This is a genomic window from Nonomuraea sp. B5E05, from assembly GCF_039880665.1.
Taxonomy (GTDB): domain Bacteria; phylum Actinomycetota; class Actinomycetes; order Streptosporangiales; family Streptosporangiaceae; genus Nonomuraea.
On the sequence record NZ_JBDPMJ010000004.1, the window covers coordinates 360,809 to 377,215 of the forward strand.

Here is a 16,407-nt window from a genome sequence, read left to right on the forward strand (position 1 = left end):
TTCCCTACGGCACCGGGACACGCTCGACGCGGATCGAGAAGACCTCCTCGCGGGGCACCACGACCTCGTAGGCGCCGTGGTCGACCATCCAGTAGCCCAGTGCCTCCGCCTTCATCCCGCTGTGCCCGGTGTAGGCGATGTGCAGGCCGTCATCGTCCTCATCGAGCACGATGCACGGCTCGCCGCCGAATGCTCCCACCGTGCGGATCAGCACCAGCCACTCCAGCTGCGCCCTGGGCACGACCCGCCGCCAGTAGCCGGAGGACGGCTCGAACCCCTCCAGCTCCTTCTCGCTGAACAACACCACCTGGTCGCTGTCGGGGCCGAGGGCGGCGGGCAGGGTGCGCTCACCGAAACGGGCCACGAACCCGGCGGCGATCGGCACGATCTCGTCGCTCATGCGGAGGGCCGCCAGGTCAGCCCGTCGTAGTGGGCGAAGGTCCGCTCGCCCTCAGCGGTGACGCGGATGATCTCCGCCCCGGCCGGGATCGGCATCGGAACGGTGTGGAACTGCGGCACCACGTGCTCCGACGAGGTCGTGAACCCGTTGCCGGCGAACGGCGGGGCGTCGCTCCAGTCGCCGCCCATGTGCGGTCCGTACGGCACCGCGTAGGTGTCGATGTCGCGGGCGAACCAGCGCATGACGTAGATCTCGGGCACCTCGGCGAACAGCTCCGATCCATCGAACGACAGGTCGAGCCCGTGGTAGAGCGCCTCCGGCGTGGCCAACCTGACGCAATCCTGCACCCGGTAGACATAGCCGGAGATGACCGTGCGCTTGCCCGACAGATATGGCACGAGCAGACGCGGCGGGACAACCTTCTGCATCTGCGTTCCGCTCACGCTTCTATTTTACGAGCTCTTGAAACCGGAGCACCCGATGTTCAAGGCACGGCAAGGTGGCGCGGGCGGCCGCGGTCTGCTCGTGGTCGATCTCCACGACCTGCACACCCGGCGCGGTGCCGAGGTCGGCGCGCACCACGCCCAGCGGGTCGACCAGCATGCTGCGGCCCACACCGTAGCCGTCGGACGCCTCGGCCGGGTTGGGCGCCTGGCCGATGGCCGCCGTCCACATGGTGTTCTCCAGCGCCCGCGCTCTCACCAGGGTCACCCAGTGGTCCTCCTTGAGCGGACCCGAGCCCCAGGCCGCGATCACCGCGAACAGCTCGGCGCCCTGGTCGACCAGCGCCCTGGCCAGCTCGGGGAAACGGACGTCGTAGCAGGTGATCAGCCCGACCCGCACCCCGGCCAGCTCGACGACCACCGGCTCGGCGCCCGGTTGGACCAGGTCGGACTCCTTCGCCCCGAACGAGTCGAACAGATGGATCTTCCGGTACGCCGCCCGCACCGTGCCCTGGGCGTCGATGGCCACGGCCGTGTTGTGCACGCGCTGGTCGCCCGGCTCGAACACGCCGGCGATCACCGCGAGACCGTGCTCCTTGGCGGCCTCGGCCAGGCCGGACACGAACGGCCCGTCGAGGGGCTCGGCCAGGCTCGTGATGCGCCTGCCGTAGCGGGTGAGCGTGGCCTCGGGGAAGATCGCGAGGTCGGCGCCCTCGGCTCGGGCGAGCGCCTGCCGCACTCTCTCGAGGTTGGCCGGCGGGTCAGGAGAGACCGGGATCTGGCAGAGGGCGATTCTGGTCACGGCCAGACTCTAGCCGGTTGGGGACCCGCCGAAACCACGTGAGGCACCGCCAGATCCATTCGAGCGGGCCGTACCTGAACCTCGCCAGCCACCACCTGCTCAGCAGCACTTGCGCGGCCACGGTCACCACCGTCAGAGCCACCACCGACCAGCGGCTCCTGTCGGCGTCGACCAGCGGGCCCGCCAGCATGACGATCGCGGTGCCCGAGACGTAGTTGGTCAGCGCCATCCGGCCCAGCGGCTCCAGCACCGCCGCCGACCACGGCCGCAGCGCGAGCAGCAGCCCCAGCGAGTACGCCGCCGCGCCCGCCAGCGCGGCCACGCTGTAGATGCTCCAGGCGTGCGTGGACGACCAAGCGGCCGTCAGCAACGCGGTGGCCGGCACGGCGACCGCGAACGACGGCAGCAGCAGCCACCTGGGCGGACGCAACTGCCACAGCGCCATGCCGACCAGGAACAGGCCGGGGATCAGCAGCGGCCCGCCGCCGGCGATCACCCCCCACCCGGCGACCGCCAGCCCGAGCACCAGCACCGGCAGGCCGGGCGCCAGGAACGAGGCGGGCAACAGCACCACCGCGCCGTAGAAGGCGTAGTCGGTCAGCACCTCGCCCTCGTAGAAGGTGTGCTGCACGAGCCCGAAGCAGAACAGCCAGAACAGCCTGCTCAGCAGCGCCCACCGGCTGTTGCCGCGCAGGAACAGCAGGAAGCTGATGCCGAACAACATCGAGAAGATGGGGTAGAACCGGCTCTGGAACAGCGCCTCGATGGTCCAGTCGACGCCGGTCTGCTGCTTCGTGGTGTGCTGCCAGGTGTTGACCAGCATGATCCCGCCCACCGCGAAGCCACGGAGAGCGTCGAGCTCACGAATGCGCGTCACAGGAACCAGGTGAACCACCATATGAGGAATCCGGCGCCGATGACGGTCGTGGCGATCTGGGGCCACCTGCGGTCGTGGAGCAGCGCCCCGGCCGTCAGCACGGCCGACGCCACCGCGATCGACGTGTACGGGCCGGTGGTGCCGGGGACGCCGACGGCCAGGGCGGAGCCGTTCGTGCCGGCCAGGGTGTGCGTGGACTGGGCCATGAGCCCGGTGAAGGCCACGCCGGCCAGCCCGGCGAAGGCCGCGGGCGCCCGGCCTCGCAGCGCCCCGGAGACGAGCTGGACCAGCGAGGCGAGCGCGAACGCCGCGAAGGGCGCGGCCAGCCAGGGGGAGCGGGAGATCAGGTAGGGGGCCGCGGTGACGTGCAGGTCACCCGGCCGGGTGGCGGTGGTGGGGGACGCGCAGGGGGCGGTCGACGCCGTGGCCGGGTCGGCGACGAACGCGGCGATCTTCCCGCGGGCGCAGGCGCTGGTGAGGAAGACGGCGTGGGAGGCGCCGGCGAACTCCTCGAAGCGGGCGTCCGGCAGGGCCTGCGCGGCGGACCTGGCGGTCGCGGCGGGGGCGGCGGTGTCGTACCGGCCACCCAGGACGTACACGGGGGTTGAGGGGGAGGCGTTCACGGGCTCTGACCTGGACACCTGCCAAGCATCGCATACCGCTTTGTCTGCATTTATGGTGAAAAGTCGTGATTTTGGGGTGAAGGTGTTGAACGGGACCTCGTCCTGGCACTGCACCGCGTGATACAGCCCCCACACGCGCGCCGCCAGCCGCTCGCCCGCGGCGTCCACCAGCGGCCGCAGCAACTCGTCACGCCCCTCGGCGAGCCCGCCGACCAGCGCGGGCGCCACCGCGGCCACGTCCGCATCGAGCAGCGCCCCGGCCATGATCGCGGCCAGGTCGTCACCGGTCACCCGGGCCGTGAACGCCCCGCCGAGCACCGGATCCGTCGTGGGCACCCGGGCCGGCGAGGCGTTCAGCCTGGCCCGCACGGCCGCGAACCGCTCCCCGACCCCCAGCGCGGCGAGCGCGCCGCCGAGGTCGCGATCGGCGCCGTCGTAGCGGCGGGCGCCGGTATGAAGGAACGAGTCGAGCACCGCCGAACGCACGCCCCCTGGGTCGGCCGCGGCCACGCCGAGCATGACCCTGGTCGAAGAGCCGACCCCGAACAGGTGCCACGCGTCGTACCCCAGCTCCTCGCGCAGGGCGACCACGTCGGCCGCGATCTCCCGCGTGCGGTACCCCCGCAGGTCGACGCCCTCCTCCTGGAGCCGGTCGCGGCATCGTACGGCCGCCGCGGCCATGTCGGCGGCCATGTCGGCGGCTCTGTCGGTGGCTCTGTCGGCGGTCCTGTCGGCGGTCCTGTCGGCGGCCGGCCGGCGCAACTGCCCGAGCAGCGCCTGCGCGGTCTCCGGGCAGCCCAGCGACGGCTCGGAGTGCCGGCCGCCGCGCTGTTCGACCGTCACCACGTCGCGATCGGGGAACATCGCGCTCAGCACGGACATCGCGTCCATCGACGCCGACCCCGGCCCGCCGCCCATGAAGACCACCGGATCCGTTTCGCGGTCACCGGCGCCCGCCACGCGCACGGCGTACGCCACCTTGACCGTCCGCCCAGGGGCATCCCTCCGCTCGGGGACCTCCAGGAACCCGCAGGTCGTGCGCGGTGGCATGGCGACCGGGCACGGATGCCGCGCGGCCGTGCCCGAGCTGAGGGTGGGGGACACGGCGGGGGACACGGTGGGGGACACGGTGGGGGACACGGTGGGGGACACGGTGGGGTCCATGGCGGGGTTCATGGCGGGGTTCATGGCGGGGGGCGCCGTGAGGGCGAGGGCGAGCACGACCCGAGAGATCACGGCACGAGACTAATAGTGTGGGCACGTGACCGAACCACTTGTTTCCAGGATGCGCGCCTTCGGCACGACGATTTTCGCGGAGATGAGCGCGCTGGCCGTGCAGACCGGGTCGATCAATCTCGGCCAGGGCTTCCCCGACACCGACGGGCCCGCCGCGATGCTCGACCGCGCGGTCGAGGCGATCGGCTCGGGCGCCAACCAGTACCCACCGGGGCCCGGCGTGCTCGACCTGCGGCAGGCGATCTCCGAGCACCGCTATGCCCACTACGACCTCTCCTACGATCCGGCGGGCGAGATCCTCGTCACGGTGGGCGCCACCGAGGCGGTCGCGGCGAGCGTGCTGGCGCTGTGCGAGCCGGGCGACGAAGTGATCGCGTTCGAGCCCTACTACGACTCCTACGCCGCCTCGATCGCGCTGGCCCAGGCCCGGCTGGTGGCCGTGACCATGCGGCCTGAGGCCGGCCGCTTCACGTTCGACCCCGACGAGCTGCGCGCCGCCGTCACGCCGCGCACCAGGGCCATCCTGGTCAACTCGCCGCACAACCCCACCGGCACGGTGTTCACCAGGCAAGAGCTGACCGTCATCGCGGAGCTGTGCCAGGAGCGCGGGCTGATCGCCATCACGGACGAGGTCTACGAGCACCTCGCCTTCGACGGGGTCGAGCACATCCCCCTCGCCACGCTGCCCGGCATGCGGGAGCGCACGGTGATGATCTCGTCGGCGGGCAAGACGTTCTCGGTCACCGGCTGGAAGACCGGCTGGGTGTGCGCGCCGCCCGCCCTGGTCACGGCGGTGCAGACGGTCAAGCAGTTCCTGACGTTCACGGCGAGCGCCCCGTGGCAGCTGGCGGTGGCGTACGCGCTGCGGCACGAGCTGGAGTGGGTGGCCGCGCTCCGGGCCGGCCTGCAGGACAAGCGCGACCGGCTCATGGAGGGGCTGACGGCCGCGGGCTTCTCCGTGCTCAAGCCCGCCGGCACCTATTTCGTGCAGACCGACATCCGGCCGCTGGGCTTCGAGGACGGCCTGGAGCTGACCCGCCGGCTGCCTGGCCTGGCCGGCGTGGTGGCGATCCCGACCCAGGTCTTCTACGACCATCCCGAACGCGGGCGGCACTTCGTACGGTTCGCCTTCTGCAAGAAGGACGAGGTCATCGACGAGGCGGTGACCCGGCTCAAGCGCCTGTCGTCCTGACGCGCCCTCCGTAAAGGGTGTGTAAGCATGCGGTCGCTGAGGGTAATAGGGAGCTGTGGTATCGCGGTGATACCACTCCCCGGCCTACGATGAGGGGCATGGCCATGACCCTCCGCCTCAGCGACCAGCAGACCGAAGCCCTCCGCAAGCGCGCCGACGCCGAGGGGCGCAGCATGCAGCAGGTGGTGCTGGCGGCGGTGGACGAATATCTCGCCCGGCACGCGGCCGACGAGGAGGTGCGCCGCCTTGGCGCGCGCTCCAGGGAGCGTTGGCGGACCGTCCTTGATCGGCTCGGCGAATGACCCGTTACCTCTCCCTCGAGCAGGTCCTGGAGCTTGCCGAGGCCGAGCTCGGCGACGTCCTCGCTGTGCGGGATCTCGGCCTGCTCGACTCGGCCGTGCACCGGCCGAGTTCCGCCATGTTCGGGCTGGAGGCCTATCCCGACCTGTTCACCAAGGCGGGCGCCCTGTTGCAGTCGCTGGCGGTCGACCATCCGCTCGTCGACGGCAACAAGCGGCTGCCGTGGCTGGTCACGGACGTCTTTCTGCGGTTCAACGGTGTCGTGCTCGACACCGACGACGACAGCGCCTACGACCTGGTCATCGCCGTGGCCTCCGGCAAGCTCACCGAGGCCGACGAGATCGCCGACGTGCTGCGTACGTTCACCGTCCCGTCGTGACGGGCGGTCACCGGCGGTGGGTGTTGCCGCCGCTCGGCTCGTCCAGCGGGGTCAGCGCGGCCGTCGCCTCCTCGTTCTCCATCCCCGTCGCCTGCAGCAGGTCGACCACCACCGAACGCAGCTGCGCGATGATGACGTGCGCCGAGAACCCCAGCTGCGGGGGCCGTTCCCTGGCGGCCACGGCGAGCAAGGCCTGCCGCGCCAGCGTCGGCTCGCGGCCCGCCCCCAGCTCCAGCTGCAGCAGCAGGGCCGCCTCCGACACCTCCCGCATGGCCTCGGCCAGCGCGGCCGGGGGAGGGCTGACCTCTCCGAGCGAGGCCAGCGTGCGCCTGATCAGCACGCGTGCGTTGCGCAGGGCCAGGTCCACCGGCATGGCAGCGGTCTCATAGCGCGCCAGCCGGGCCCGCCGGTGCCAGTGCACGGGCGAGATCATGGCGATCTCCTTGCTGGTCTCCAGCGCCGCCTCGAACTCCTCGACCGCTCCCTGCGTGTTGCGTGCCTCCTCCAGCGCCTCGGCGGCCAGCTCCACGTCCCGCTTCTCGATCGCCGCGGCGGCCTGCTCCAGCACCGTCGACAGCGCGTCCAGCACCCCGGACAGGTGTTTGGCGGCGATCATGAACGGGCTGGCGGGCAGCAGCGCGACCGCCGCGATCCCGATGATGCCGCCGGTGAGCGCGTCGGCCATCCGGTCCAGGCCGCCCACGTCCTCGCCGGGCACCAGGGTGGCCACCAGTACGGCCGACGAGCCGGCCTGCGCGACGAAGAGCGCTCCGCTGTTGAGCAGCACCGCCACGGTCATCGCCAGCCCCACCACGAGCGCGAGCTGCCAGGCGCCCGAGCCGATCCAGGACACCAGCAGGTCGCCCACGCCGACGCCGAGGCTGACCCCGACGACCAGTTCGATCACCCGGCGCAGGCGCTGCCCGAGCCCCACGCCGATGCAGATGAGCACGGAGATCGGTGCGAAGATCGGTCGCGGGTGGCCGAGCAGCTCGATGGCGGTGAGCCAGGCGAGCGCGGCGCCGACCGCGCACTGCGCGATGGACGGCGCCATCAGGCCGAACGTGCCCAGCCGTTCCTTCACATGATCGCTGAGCCTCGTTCGCACCTCTCCACCTTGGCGGATCTTCGACACAATGTCACGTTTGCCCCGGCCAGGTGTGTTTAGTCGGGAGCCGGTTCTGCGATCAAGAACCCGCCGCTGATCCGTTCAGGAATCCGGCGGCGACCCGTTCAGGAAACCGTCCACCACCCGCAGGAACGCGCGGCGCGCGTTGACGTGGACGAGGTGCCCGGCCTCGATCGTGACCAGCTCGGCCCCGGGGACCAGCGCCGCCACGTCCTGCGCGCGCAGCGGGCTCGCCGCCCCGCCCGACACCACCAGCGTCGGCGCCGTGATCCGTGCCAGCCCCTCCCGCCAGGCCGGATCGGGGGCGACGAGTTGCCGCTCGGTGTCGTGCACCATCCGCCAGTCGAACCGCGTCGACCCGTCCTCCACCAGCGGCGCGCGGTTCTCCAGCGGGTAGGGCTGCGGCGGATCCTCCAGCACGAGCCGCTCGACCCGCTCGGGACGGCTCATGGCCAGAAGGTAGGCCACCACGCCGCCGAGCGAGTGCCCCACCACCGTGGCGCGTTCGATGCCCAGGTGGTCGAGCAGCCCGACGACGTCCTCGGCCATGGCGGGCAGCGGGTATTCGCCCGGACGGTCGCTCGCCCCGTGCCCGCGCAGGTCGAGCGCCAGAACGTGATGGCGGGCGGCGAAGTGCTGCGTGATGCCGTTCCAGTCGTTGTGGTCGGCGGTGCGCCCGTGGAGCAGCAGGAGGGCGGGGGACGAAGGTTCGCCTTCCTCCCGGTAGACGAGCTTGATCCCGTTGACGTGCGCGTCGCGAATCACAGGCGCGACCCTACCGCCGCCGCTCAGCGCACGTTGACATCGTCCGCGGCGTTCCTGGGCAGACATTGACCATGAACCCCGCTGACCGGCTCGGCTAGCGTCGCCAGGACAGGGGGCCAGAACAGGGGAAAGTACGGGAAGAAGGGGCTTCGCATGCCGGACCCGATAGAAGTGCGCAAGGTGCCCATCGAGAGCGTCACCGACGCCTCAGGGTTGTCACGGCTCATCGCCGACGGGGTGATCGAGGCCGACCGGGTGCTGGCCGTCGTCGGCAAGACCGAGGGCAACGGCGGCGTCAACGACTACACGCGCATCCTCGCCGACCGCGCCTTCCGCGAGGTGCTCGCCGAGCACGGGCATCCGGCGCCGGACAGCGTGCCGCTGGTCTGGTCGGGCGGCACCGACGGGGTGCTCAGCCCGCACGCCACCATCTTCGCCACCACGGCCGACGCGCCCCCGTCCGAGGAGCCGCGGCTGTCGGTGGGCGTGGCCATGAGCGAGGTGATCCTCCCCGAGGACATCGGCAGGCCCGCCATGGTCGAGAAGGTCGCCGCGGGCGTGCGCGAGGCCATGAAGATCGCCGGCATCGACGACCCGCGCGACGTGCACTACGTACAGACCAAGACGCCGCTGCTCACCCTCGCCACCATCACCGACGCCAAAAGCCGCGGCCAGGACACCGCCATCGAGGAGACCGGACCCTCGATGGACCTGTCCAACTCCACCACCGCCCTCGGCATCGCCGTCGCGCTCGGCGAGATCGACATGCCACGCGCCGACCAGATCCACAAGGACCTGTCGCTCTACTCGTCGGTGGCCTCGTGCTCGTCGGGCGTGGAACTGGACCGGGCGCAGATCGTCCTCGTCGGGAACGTACGGGGGATCGGCGGCCGCTACCGCATCGGCCACAGCGTCATGAAGGACGCCCTCGACGCCGACGGCATCTGGGAGGCCATCAGGGACTCCGGGCTGCCGCTGCCGGAGCGCCCGCATCCGTCCGACCTCGGCGGGCGGCTGGTGAACGTGTTCATGAAGTGCGAGGCCGACCCGTCAGGGCGGGTGCGGGGACGCCGCAACATCATGCTGGACGACTCCGACGTGCACTGGCACCGGCAGATCAAGGCGACGGTGGGCGGGGTGGCGGCCTCGGTCACGGGCGACCCCGCCGTCTTCGTCTCGGTGGCCGCCGTCCACCAGGGCCCATCCGGCGGCGGCCCGGTCGCCGCCATCTCCGACCATGGATGAGCTTTTATGAGTAGTTACGGCTTCGCCCAGGTTCAGCCACTCGCCGCAGGTTGCTGACGGCCCTCCAGGAAACGCCCGCTGACCCTTCACCGGCGTACCGCCGTTACGGAGCGCACTCTTGACCCTCGCCGTGGTCAAACCCGCGACCGGTCGCGTGACCTGACGCAGGACACCGTTAGCACGTTGGTGCGCAGCACGAGGGGTATGGCGGCGAGTTGCTCGTCGAGGGGGAGGCGCGCGATCCGCATCGGAAACCATGATGTCACCCGGGCGCGGCCGGAGGTGGACCATGACCGGCCGGATGCGCGCGCTGCGGGCCAAGCCCGGGGCCGAATCCGGGCGCGGGTAGTCTCGGGGGTTGTGCCGAGCATCCCGCAGCCTCTGAATCCTGACGACGACGGCCGTGCCGCTCCCGCCGTCGCCGCCGCTCTGGCCGCCTTCGAGGCCGGTACGGCCGGCGACGCCGAGGTGCTGGCCGCGCTGAGCGGCGCCAGGCTGCTCGTGCCCGTGGTCGCCCTGCTGACCGAGACCGAGGTCGGCGCGCACGGGCTCCGGCAGGAGAAGGAGAGCGAGATGGCCCTGCCCAAGCTCGTCGGGCAGGACGGCAGGCACGCGGTGCTCGCGTTCACAAGTTCCGGCGCGCTGGTGAGGTGGCGTCAGGACGCCCGCCCCATCCAGGCCACCGCGCTCCAGGTCTGCCGGGCCGCCGTGCAGGAGCAGGCGGCCGCGGTCGTGGTGGACGTGGCTGGTCCGGTGCAGTTCGTGATCGAGGGAGATGTGCTGGCGGCGCTCGCGGCGGTCGAGTCCGGCACCGTGGGCGACCTCAGCGGCGTCACCGTCGCCCGCGTGGAGCCCACCCGCAGGCGCCGCCGCTTCCCCTGGGGACGCAAGCCCGCCCGATAGCCACCCGGCGACCGGCCGGGCATCGGCGGTCGGAAGGGCTGAAGAAGCCGCCACGTGCGGATCGTCCTCATCGATCCTGGAGACGCGGGTCCCGCGCCTGTCCTGCGGGGCGCCGAGGGAGGTGCGCCCGTCGCGCGGCCACGCCGGCGGTCAGGAGCCCGACTCAGGCCACGCCTGGTCTTCCCTGATCGCGCGCAGGTTCCCGCCCGGCTCCGGCCGGTTGCGCTGGTTGATGGGCGGCAGCGTGAAATGGCCGCGGATCATGTCGACGAGCTTGGCCATCTTGTCGTCGGCCTCGCCGACCTTGCGCTGGTCGAGCGTGACGCCCACGACATAGCGGCCGTGGTCGACCCAGTAGTGGAACAGCGCGCCGCGCTCGACGTCCAGCACGGTCCTGATCACCGTGCCGCTCTCCAGCAGCCTGAGGTGCGCGTCGAGCCGCTGCCCGATCCAGTCGATCTGGCGGCCCAGCTTGAGATAGGTGATCCTGCGTTCCTCGGGTGTCGACTCGTGGAAGAAGTGCTGCAGGTCGGCGTCATCGAGCACGTCGGTGTAGAAGGCGCAGCCGCCAGGGCTGAAGAACGCCACGAAGTGCAGATCCTCCTGGTCGATCATGGAGATGCAGCTCCCGAGCGCCTTCTCCATCGCCGCGCTGATGTCCGGCTGCGTGCGGATCAGGATCTCCGACTCGCCGATCACCTTGCGCTTGGTCGTGGTCGGCGACGGGCCCGCCGTCGCCTCCAGATGCGGCACGTACAGGCCGCGCCGGAAGAGGACCAGCAGGTACGTCCCGGTCAGCAAGCTGAAGGCGGCGATCCCGATCATCGACAGGCCGAGCAGTTCGCCGGACAAGTGCCCGTTCCACAGAATCGGCCCGAACCCGGCCGCGAACCCCAGCACGATCCCCCCGGCCGCCGTCACGGTCATGGCCGTGACCAGCATGGTCGGCAGCCGTCCGCGCAGCCGGCCGGCGACCAGGGCGATCAGGGCCAGCCCTGTCACCACGGAGACCACGGTGATGGCGCGGGAGACGTTGTACTCCTCGCCCTCGATGTACCAGGCCAGTATTTCGAGCAGTACAGGGGCGAGCACGAAAGTCGCGATGACTACCGCGAACCTGACTAACCGATCCCTGTCCACGCGGGAAGTGTCCGTGATCGGCTCGCCGACCGCAATAGCCGAAGCCCCGAACGGACCGGCTCGCACGCCGGGCCAGGGGCGCGACGACGACCCGGCCCAGCGCCAGGGCTTGGGGCGGCGAGACGAGTCGGCTCCCGTGGCGGGGCTTGGGGGATCGGCCTGCGGGGGCGGGCCGGGCGGTTTAGGGTCTGTGCGTGGTCGCACTCATGGCGCTGCTCGGACTCCTGTGCGGACGCGCCATCCGGGCGCTGGCCGACGCCTATGACGACGGTGTCACCCCCGTTCCCCCGTGGCCGCCGGTCATCGAGGTGGTGTGCGCCGCCGTCACCGCGCTCGTCGCGTGGCGGGTGGGGCTGCCGTACGCGTGCTTCGCCGTGATCGGGGTGGCTCTGGCCGTGGTCGACTGGCGTACGAGCCTGCTGCCCGACGCGATCACGCTCCCGGCGTACCCCATCATGGCGCTGGCGCTCGTGCCGACGGGGGAGCTGCCCGCGGCGCTGGCCGGCGGGGCGGCGCTGGCGGTCGTGTACGGGCTGCTCTGGTTCGCCAGGCCGTACGCGATGGGTCTGGGGGACGTGAAGCTGGCCGGGCTCATCGGCATGACGAGCGCGGCGCTGGGCTGGCAGGCGCTGGTCGTCGCCGCCTTCGCCGGACAGTTGCTGGGCGCGCTGTACGCCGTCGCCCTCCTGGTGACGAAGCGCGGGACCCGGCACACCGAGTTCCCTTTCGGGCCGTTCATGCTGCTAGGGGCGTTCAGCGTGCTCTGTCTCGGTTGATGAACGCCGGTCCGGCCACTGGGCCGCACATGGAAGACTTGGAGTCATGTTGCGCTGGTTGACCGCCGGAGAATCCCACGGGCCCGAACTCGTCGCCGTCCTCGAAGGCCTGCCTGCCGGTGTCGAGGTGACCACGGCCGCCATCGACGAGGCCCTGCGCCGCCGCAGGCTCGGTTATGGCCGCGGCGCCCGGATGAAGTTCGAGCAGGACCAGGTGACGATCGTGGGCGGCGTGCGCCACGGGCGCACGATGGGCAGCCCCGTCGCCATCCGCATCGGCAACACCGAGTGGCCCAAGTGGGAGAAGGTCATGGCGGCCGACCCGGTCGACCCGGCCGAGCTGGAGGGCCTGGCCCGCAACGCGCCGAGGTCCCGTCCCCGCCCCGGGCACGCCGACCTGGCCGGCATGCAGAAATACGGGTTCGACGACGCCCGGCAGGTGCTCGACCGGGCCAGCGCTCGCGAGACCGCGGCCCGCGTCGCGCTCGGCGAGGTCGCCAGGCGCTTCCTCAAGCAGGCGCTCGGCGTCGACATCGTCAGCCACGTCACCTCCATCGGCGGCGCCAGGACTCCGGCCGAGACGCTGCCCGGCCCCGCAGACCAGGCCCGCATCGACGACGACCCGGTCAGGTGCGCCGACCCCGAGGGCAGCGCCGCGATGATCGCCGTGATCGACAAGGCGCACAAAGACGGCGACACGCTCGGCGGCGTCGTCGAGGTGCTGGCCTACGGCCTGCCGCCGGGCCTCGGCAGCTACACCCACTGGGACCGCAGGCTCGACTCCCGGCTGGCCGCGGCGCTCATGGGCATCCAGGCCATCAAGGGCGTCGCGGTCGGCGACGGCTTCGAGACCGCCATGCGGCCCGGCTCCCGCGCCCACGACGAGATCGAATACACCGCCGACGACGGCGTCAGGCGCATCACCAACCGCGCGGGGGGCGTCGAGGGCGGCATGACCAACGGCGAGGTCCTGCGCGTCAGCGCCGCGATGAAGCCGATCTCCACGGTGCCGAGAGCCCTGGCCACCATCGACGTCAAGACCGGTGAGGCGGCCAAGGCCCACCACGAGCGCTCCGACGTGTGCGCCGTGCCGGCCGCGGGCATCGTCGCCGAGGCGATGGTCGCGCTGGTGCTGGCCGACACGGCGCTCGAGAAGTTCGGCGGCGACTCCGTCGAGGAGGTCGCGCGCAACCTGTCCGGCTACCTCTCTTCCATGGTGATCAAATGAGCGCAAAGCCATCGGCGGGCATCGTCGTGCTGATCGGCCCTCCCGGGTCAGGCAAGACCACGATCGGGCGGCTGCTGGCCGAGCGGCTCGGTGTCGGGTTCCGCGACACCGACGCCGACGTCGAGACCGTGGCGGGCAAGCCCGTCTCCGACATCTTCGTCGAGGACGGCGAGGCCCGCTTCCGCGAGCTCGAGCACCAGGCCGTGCGCAGGGCGCTGGCCGAGCACGACGGCATCCTGTCCCTCGGCGGCGGCGCCGTGCTCAACGAGGAGACCCAGGCCCTCCTCGAGGGCCACCACGTGGTCTACCTTCAGGTGGGGCTCTCCGACGCGGTGCAGCGGGTCGGGCTCGGCTCGGCCAGGCCGCTGCTCGTGCTCAACCCGCGCAGCCGGCTGAAGAAGCTGATGGAGGAGCGGCGGCCGGTCTACGAGCGGCTGGCCGTGACGACCGTGGTCACCGACAAACGCGAGCCGGCCGAGCTGGCCGACGAGATCGCGAAAGGGGTGCCCGCATGAGCGCGACGCGCATCCACGTACGCGGCGACAACCCCTACGACGTCGTGGTCGGCACCGGCGTGCAGGCCGAGCTGGCGACGCTGCTCAAACCGGGTGTGCGCACGGTCGCGGTCATCCGCCCCGAGAGCCTGCCCGATCTCGCCGGGCCGGTCACCGCGACCCTGTCGGAGCGCGGCTACGAAGTGGCCGACCTGCCCGTGCCCGACGGCGAGCAGGCCAAGTCCGTCGACGTGGCCGCGCGCCTGTGGTCCGCGCTCGGCCGGCACGGCGTGACCCGCTCCGACGCCGTGATCGGCGTGGGCGGGGGAGCGACCACCGACCTGGCCGGGTTCGTGGCGGGCACGTGGCTGCGCGGCGTGCAGGTCGTGCTCGTGCCCACGACGCTGCTGGCCATGGTCGACGCGGCCGTCGGAGGCAAGAACGGCATCGACACCCCCGAGGGCAAAAACCTCGTCGGCACGTTCCTTGCGCCGGCCGGGGTGTTGTGCGAGCTGTCGACGCTCGACAGCATGCCCAGAGCCGACTACGTCGCCGGCCTCGCCGAGATCATCAAGGGCGGCTTCATCGCCGACCCGGACATCCTCACCCTCGTCGAGGCCGACCCCGAGGCCGCCACCACGCCCGGCGGCCCGCACACCCGCGAGCTGATCGAGCGCAAGATCCAGGTCAAGGCCGACGTCGTGGGCGCCGACCTGCGCGAGTCCGGCCTGCGCGAAGTCCTCAACTACGGCCACACGCTCGCCCACGCCATCGAGCGCGAAGAGCACTACACCATCCGCCACGGCGAGGCCGTCGCCATCGGCATGGTCTACGCCGCCGAGCTGTCACGCCTCTCCGGACGCGCCGACCTGGTCGAGCGCACCAGGTCGATCCTCACGAGCGTCGGCCTGCCCGTCTCCTACCGCGCCGGCGCCTGGCCCCGGCTGCGCGACCACATGCGCCTGGACAAGAAGAACCGCGGAGCCAAGCAGCGCTTCGTCGTGCTCGACGACCTGGCGCGACCCGGTCGCCTCGAAGATCCCGCAGAAGAGCTGCTCGAAGCCGCCTACAAGGAGATCTCCGCATGATCCTCGTGCTCAACGGCCCCAACCTGGGCCGGCTCGGCGTCCGCGAGCCCGACGTCTACGGCGCCGAGACGTTCGAGGACCTCGCCACCCTCTGCCGCGACACCGGCCGCAAGCTCGGCGAGCACGTCGAGGTGCGCCAGACCGACGACGAGGCCGAGCTGATCGGCTGGATCCACGAGGCCTGCGACGGCCGCATCCCCGTCGTGCTCAACCCGGCCGCCTTCACCCACTACTCCTACGCCCTGCGCGACGCGATCGCCCAGCGCACCGCCCCGCTCGTCGAGGTGCACATCTCCAATCCCGCGGCCAGGGAAGAGTTTCGCCATACCTCCGTCGTGGCCGGGGTGGCGACGGGCACGATCGCGGGCTTCGGGCTACAGTCATACATCCTTGCGCTGCACGCTATCGCGGAGATGAAGACGACCTCATGAGGCATTACAAGTCCTTCGTCGCTCTCGGCGACAGCTTCACCGAAGGGCTGAACGACCCCGGGCCGGACGGCCACTACCGTGGCTGGGCCGACCGGGTGGCCGAACGGCTCGCCACCGACAACCCCGGCTTCCGCTACGCCAACCTGGCCGTGCGCGGCAAGCTGATCAGCCAGATCGTCGCCGAGCAGGTGCCGCTGGCCGTCGAGATGGCGCCCGACCTGGTCAGCTTCTGCGCCGGCGGCAACGACCTGCTCAGGCCCGGCAGCGACCCCGACCTGATGGCCAAGCAGGTCGCGCGAGCCGTACGCGACCTGCGGGCCGGGGGCGCCGACGTGCTGCTGTTCACCGGGGTCGACCCGCGCGACACGCCGGTGATGCGGCGCCTGCGCGGCCGCTTCGCCATCTTCTACCTGCACCTGCGCTCCATCGCCGACCTCTACGGGTGCCGGCTCGTCGACCAGTGGTCGATGCAGGGGCTGCGTGACTGGCGGGCATGGAGCACCGACCGCCTGCACATGAACGAAGACGGTCACCGGCTGGTCGCCGCGCGCGTGCTCGACGTGCTGGGGGTGCCGTTCGACGACTGGCGCAAGGGCTGGCCGGAGCGGGCGGTGGACCCCCGGGCGCGCCGGCGCGAAGACGCCCAGTGGATGCGCGAACACCTCGTCCCCTGGGTCTCCCGCCGCCTCCGCGGCGTCTCCTCCGGCGACGGGGTCTCTCCCAAGCGTCCGGATCTTTCTCCTTTTTAGTGTCACGGCTCCGCCGGGTTCAGCCACCCGTCGCGGGTGGCTGACGGCCCTCCAGGAAACGCCCGCTGACCCTTCACCGGCGGACCGCCGTTACGGAGCGCACTCTCGGCCCTCACCGTGGTCAAACCCGTGACCGGGGATGCGCACGGCCGGGCAGCGATCACACCACCACAGGCGCGCATCCGAGTGGCTCCTGGCACGCGGTTT

At 71.4% G+C, this 16,407-nt stretch carries 19 protein-coding genes; 11 read left to right on the forward strand and 8 right to left on the reverse strand.

What is annotated here, in order from left to right:
• Positions 1-4: 4 nt before the first annotated feature.
• The 5 genes from ABGB01_RS10460 to ABGB01_RS10480 are packed head-to-tail and all read right to left on the reverse strand — an operon-like array spanning position 5 to position 4,381.
• Positions 5-400: a hypothetical protein gene (locus ABGB01_RS10460; RefSeq protein ID WP_347772730.1), complete on the reverse strand. Its 396-nt coding sequence runs from the start codon at positions 398-400 to the stop codon at positions 5-7.
• Positions 397-843, reverse strand: a complete 447-nt coding sequence (locus tag ABGB01_RS10465; protein WP_347644261.1) for a hypothetical protein — start codon at positions 841-843, stop codon at positions 397-399. Before ABGB01_RS10465 ends, ABGB01_RS10460 begins: the two co-directional genes overlap by 4 nt.
• Positions 844-847: 4 nt before the next feature.
• Positions 848-1,645, reverse strand: a complete 798-nt coding sequence (locus ABGB01_RS10470) for a carbon-nitrogen hydrolase family protein (RefSeq protein ID WP_347772732.1) — start codon at positions 1,643-1,645, stop codon at positions 848-850.
• Positions 1,605-2,522: a DUF418 domain-containing protein gene (locus ABGB01_RS10475; protein ID WP_347772734.1), complete on the reverse strand. Its 918-nt coding sequence runs from the start codon at positions 2,520-2,522 to the stop codon at positions 1,605-1,607. Before ABGB01_RS10475 ends, ABGB01_RS10470 begins: the two co-directional genes overlap by 41 nt.
• Positions 2,519-4,381: an alpha/beta hydrolase gene (locus ABGB01_RS10480; protein ID WP_347772736.1), complete on the reverse strand. Its 1,863-nt coding sequence runs from the start codon at positions 4,379-4,381 to the stop codon at positions 2,519-2,521. The genes ABGB01_RS10475 and ABGB01_RS10480 overlap by 4 nt, the downstream gene beginning before the upstream one ends.
• Before the next feature lie 25 nt (positions 4,382-4,406).
• Here ABGB01_RS10480 and ABGB01_RS10485 point away from each other — a divergent pair, with 25 nt between their 5' ends.
• From ABGB01_RS10485 to ABGB01_RS10495, 3 genes are all read left to right on the forward strand, one after another.
• Complete coding sequence (locus tag ABGB01_RS10485) at positions 4,407-5,573, forward strand: pyridoxal phosphate-dependent aminotransferase (RefSeq protein WP_347772738.1); 1,167 nt, start codon at positions 4,407-4,409, stop codon at positions 5,571-5,573.
• 98 nt (positions 5,574-5,671) lie between these two features.
• Positions 5,672-5,875 (forward strand): ribbon-helix-helix protein, CopG family, encoded by a 204-nt coding sequence (locus tag ABGB01_RS10490; protein WP_347772740.1) that lies wholly within the window; start codon positions 5,672-5,674, stop codon positions 5,873-5,875.
• Positions 5,872-6,252, forward strand: a complete 381-nt coding sequence (locus tag ABGB01_RS10495; protein ID WP_347772742.1) for a type II toxin-antitoxin system death-on-curing family toxin — start codon at positions 5,872-5,874, stop codon at positions 6,250-6,252. The genes ABGB01_RS10490 and ABGB01_RS10495 overlap by 4 nt, the downstream gene beginning before the upstream one ends.
• 7 nt (positions 6,253-6,259) lie before the next feature.
• On the opposite strand, the gene ABGB01_RS10500 is transcribed toward ABGB01_RS10495, so the two are convergent.
• On the reverse strand, positions 6,260-7,360 hold the full coding sequence (locus tag ABGB01_RS10500; RefSeq protein WP_347618226.1) for an FUSC family protein: 1,101 nt from the start codon (positions 7,358-7,360) through the stop codon (positions 6,260-6,262).
• Positions 7,361-7,462: 102 nt separating this feature from the next.
• Positions 7,463-8,146 carry an alpha/beta fold hydrolase gene (locus ABGB01_RS10505; RefSeq protein WP_347772744.1) on the reverse strand — a complete coding sequence of 228 codons (684 nt, stop codon included), beginning with the start codon at positions 8,144-8,146 and terminating at the stop codon, positions 7,463-7,465.
• A 153-nt stretch (positions 8,147-8,299) separates the two neighbouring features.
• Here ABGB01_RS10505 and ABGB01_RS10510 point away from each other — a divergent pair, with 153 nt between their 5' ends.
• Both ABGB01_RS10510 and ABGB01_RS10515 read left to right on the forward strand, forming a co-directional pair.
• Positions 8,300-9,391: a ring-opening amidohydrolase gene (locus ABGB01_RS10510; RefSeq protein ID WP_347772746.1), complete on the forward strand. Its 1,092-nt coding sequence runs from the start codon at positions 8,300-8,302 to the stop codon at positions 9,389-9,391.
• 360 nt (positions 9,392-9,751) lie between these two features.
• A complete protein-coding gene (locus tag ABGB01_RS10515; RefSeq protein ID WP_347772748.1) occupies positions 9,752-10,294 on the forward strand; it encodes an SseB family protein in 543 nt (180 codons plus the stop codon).
• Between the two features lie 150 nt (positions 10,295-10,444).
• On the opposite strand, the gene ABGB01_RS10520 is transcribed toward ABGB01_RS10515, so the two are convergent.
• Complete coding sequence (locus ABGB01_RS10520) at positions 10,445-11,386, reverse strand: hypothetical protein (protein ID WP_347772750.1); 942 nt, start codon at positions 11,384-11,386, stop codon at positions 10,445-10,447.
• Positions 11,387-11,628: 242 nt separating this feature from the next.
• On the opposite strand from ABGB01_RS10520, the gene ABGB01_RS10525 reads away from it, so the two are divergent.
• Genes ABGB01_RS10525 through ABGB01_RS10550 form a run of 6 tightly spaced genes read left to right on the forward strand, consistent with a single transcriptional unit; the run spans position 11,629 to position 16,200 of the window.
• Positions 11,629-12,210 (forward strand): A24 family peptidase, encoded by a 582-nt coding sequence (locus tag ABGB01_RS10525; protein ID WP_347772752.1) that lies wholly within the window; start codon positions 11,629-11,631, stop codon positions 12,208-12,210.
• A 46-nt stretch (positions 12,211-12,256) separates the two neighbouring features.
• Complete coding sequence (gene aroC, locus ABGB01_RS10530) at positions 12,257-13,438, forward strand: chorismate synthase (RefSeq protein WP_347618232.1); 1,182 nt, start codon at positions 12,257-12,259, stop codon at positions 13,436-13,438.
• Positions 13,435-13,953: a shikimate kinase gene (locus ABGB01_RS10535; protein ID WP_347772754.1), complete on the forward strand. Its 519-nt coding sequence runs from the start codon at positions 13,435-13,437 to the stop codon at positions 13,951-13,953. The genes aroC and ABGB01_RS10535 overlap by 4 nt, the downstream gene beginning before the upstream one ends.
• On the forward strand, positions 13,950-15,020 hold the full coding sequence (aroB, locus tag ABGB01_RS10540) for a 3-dehydroquinate synthase (protein WP_347772756.1): 1,071 nt from the start codon (positions 13,950-13,952) through the stop codon (positions 15,018-15,020). Before ABGB01_RS10535 ends, aroB begins: the two co-directional genes overlap by 4 nt.
• A complete protein-coding gene (gene aroQ, locus ABGB01_RS10545; protein WP_347618235.1) occupies positions 15,017-15,451 on the forward strand; it encodes a type II 3-dehydroquinate dehydratase in 435 nt (144 codons plus the stop codon). Before aroB ends, aroQ begins: the two co-directional genes overlap by 4 nt.
• Complete coding sequence (locus ABGB01_RS10550) at positions 15,448-16,200, forward strand: SGNH/GDSL hydrolase family protein (protein ID WP_347772758.1); 753 nt, start codon at positions 15,448-15,450, stop codon at positions 16,198-16,200. The genes aroQ and ABGB01_RS10550 overlap by 4 nt, the downstream gene beginning before the upstream one ends.
• The last annotated feature ends 207 nt before the right edge of the window (positions 16,201-16,407 follow it).

Bases quoted from the DNA above. Each gene is read 5' to 3' on its own strand.
- ABGB01_RS10460 (WP_347772730.1), bottom strand. From the start codon at position 400: ATGAGCGACGAGATCGTGCCGATCGCCGCCGGGTTCGTGGCCCGTTTC.
- ABGB01_RS10490 (WP_347772740.1), top strand. From the start codon at position 5,672: ATGGCCATGACCCTCCGCCTCAGCGACCAGCAGACCGAAGCCCTCCGC.
- ABGB01_RS10495 (WP_347772742.1), top strand. From the start codon at position 5,872: ATGACCCGTTACCTCTCCCTCGAGCAGGTCCTGGAGCTTGCCGAGGCC.
- ABGB01_RS10510 (WP_347772746.1), top strand. From the start codon at position 8,300: ATGCCGGACCCGATAGAAGTGCGCAAGGTGCCCATCGAGAGCGTCACC.
- aroC (WP_347618232.1), top strand. From the start codon at position 12,257: ATGTTGCGCTGGTTGACCGCCGGAGAATCCCACGGGCCCGAACTCGTC.
- ABGB01_RS10535 (WP_347772754.1), top strand. From the start codon at position 13,435: ATGAGCGCAAAGCCATCGGCGGGCATCGTCGTGCTGATCGGCCCTCCC.
- aroB (WP_347772756.1), top strand. From the start codon at position 13,950: ATGAGCGCGACGCGCATCCACGTACGCGGCGACAACCCCTACGACGTC.
- aroQ (WP_347618235.1), top strand. From the start codon at position 15,017: ATGATCCTCGTGCTCAACGGCCCCAACCTGGGCCGGCTCGGCGTCCGC.
- ABGB01_RS10550 (WP_347772758.1), top strand. From the start codon at position 15,448: ATGAGGCATTACAAGTCCTTCGTCGCTCTCGGCGACAGCTTCACCGAA.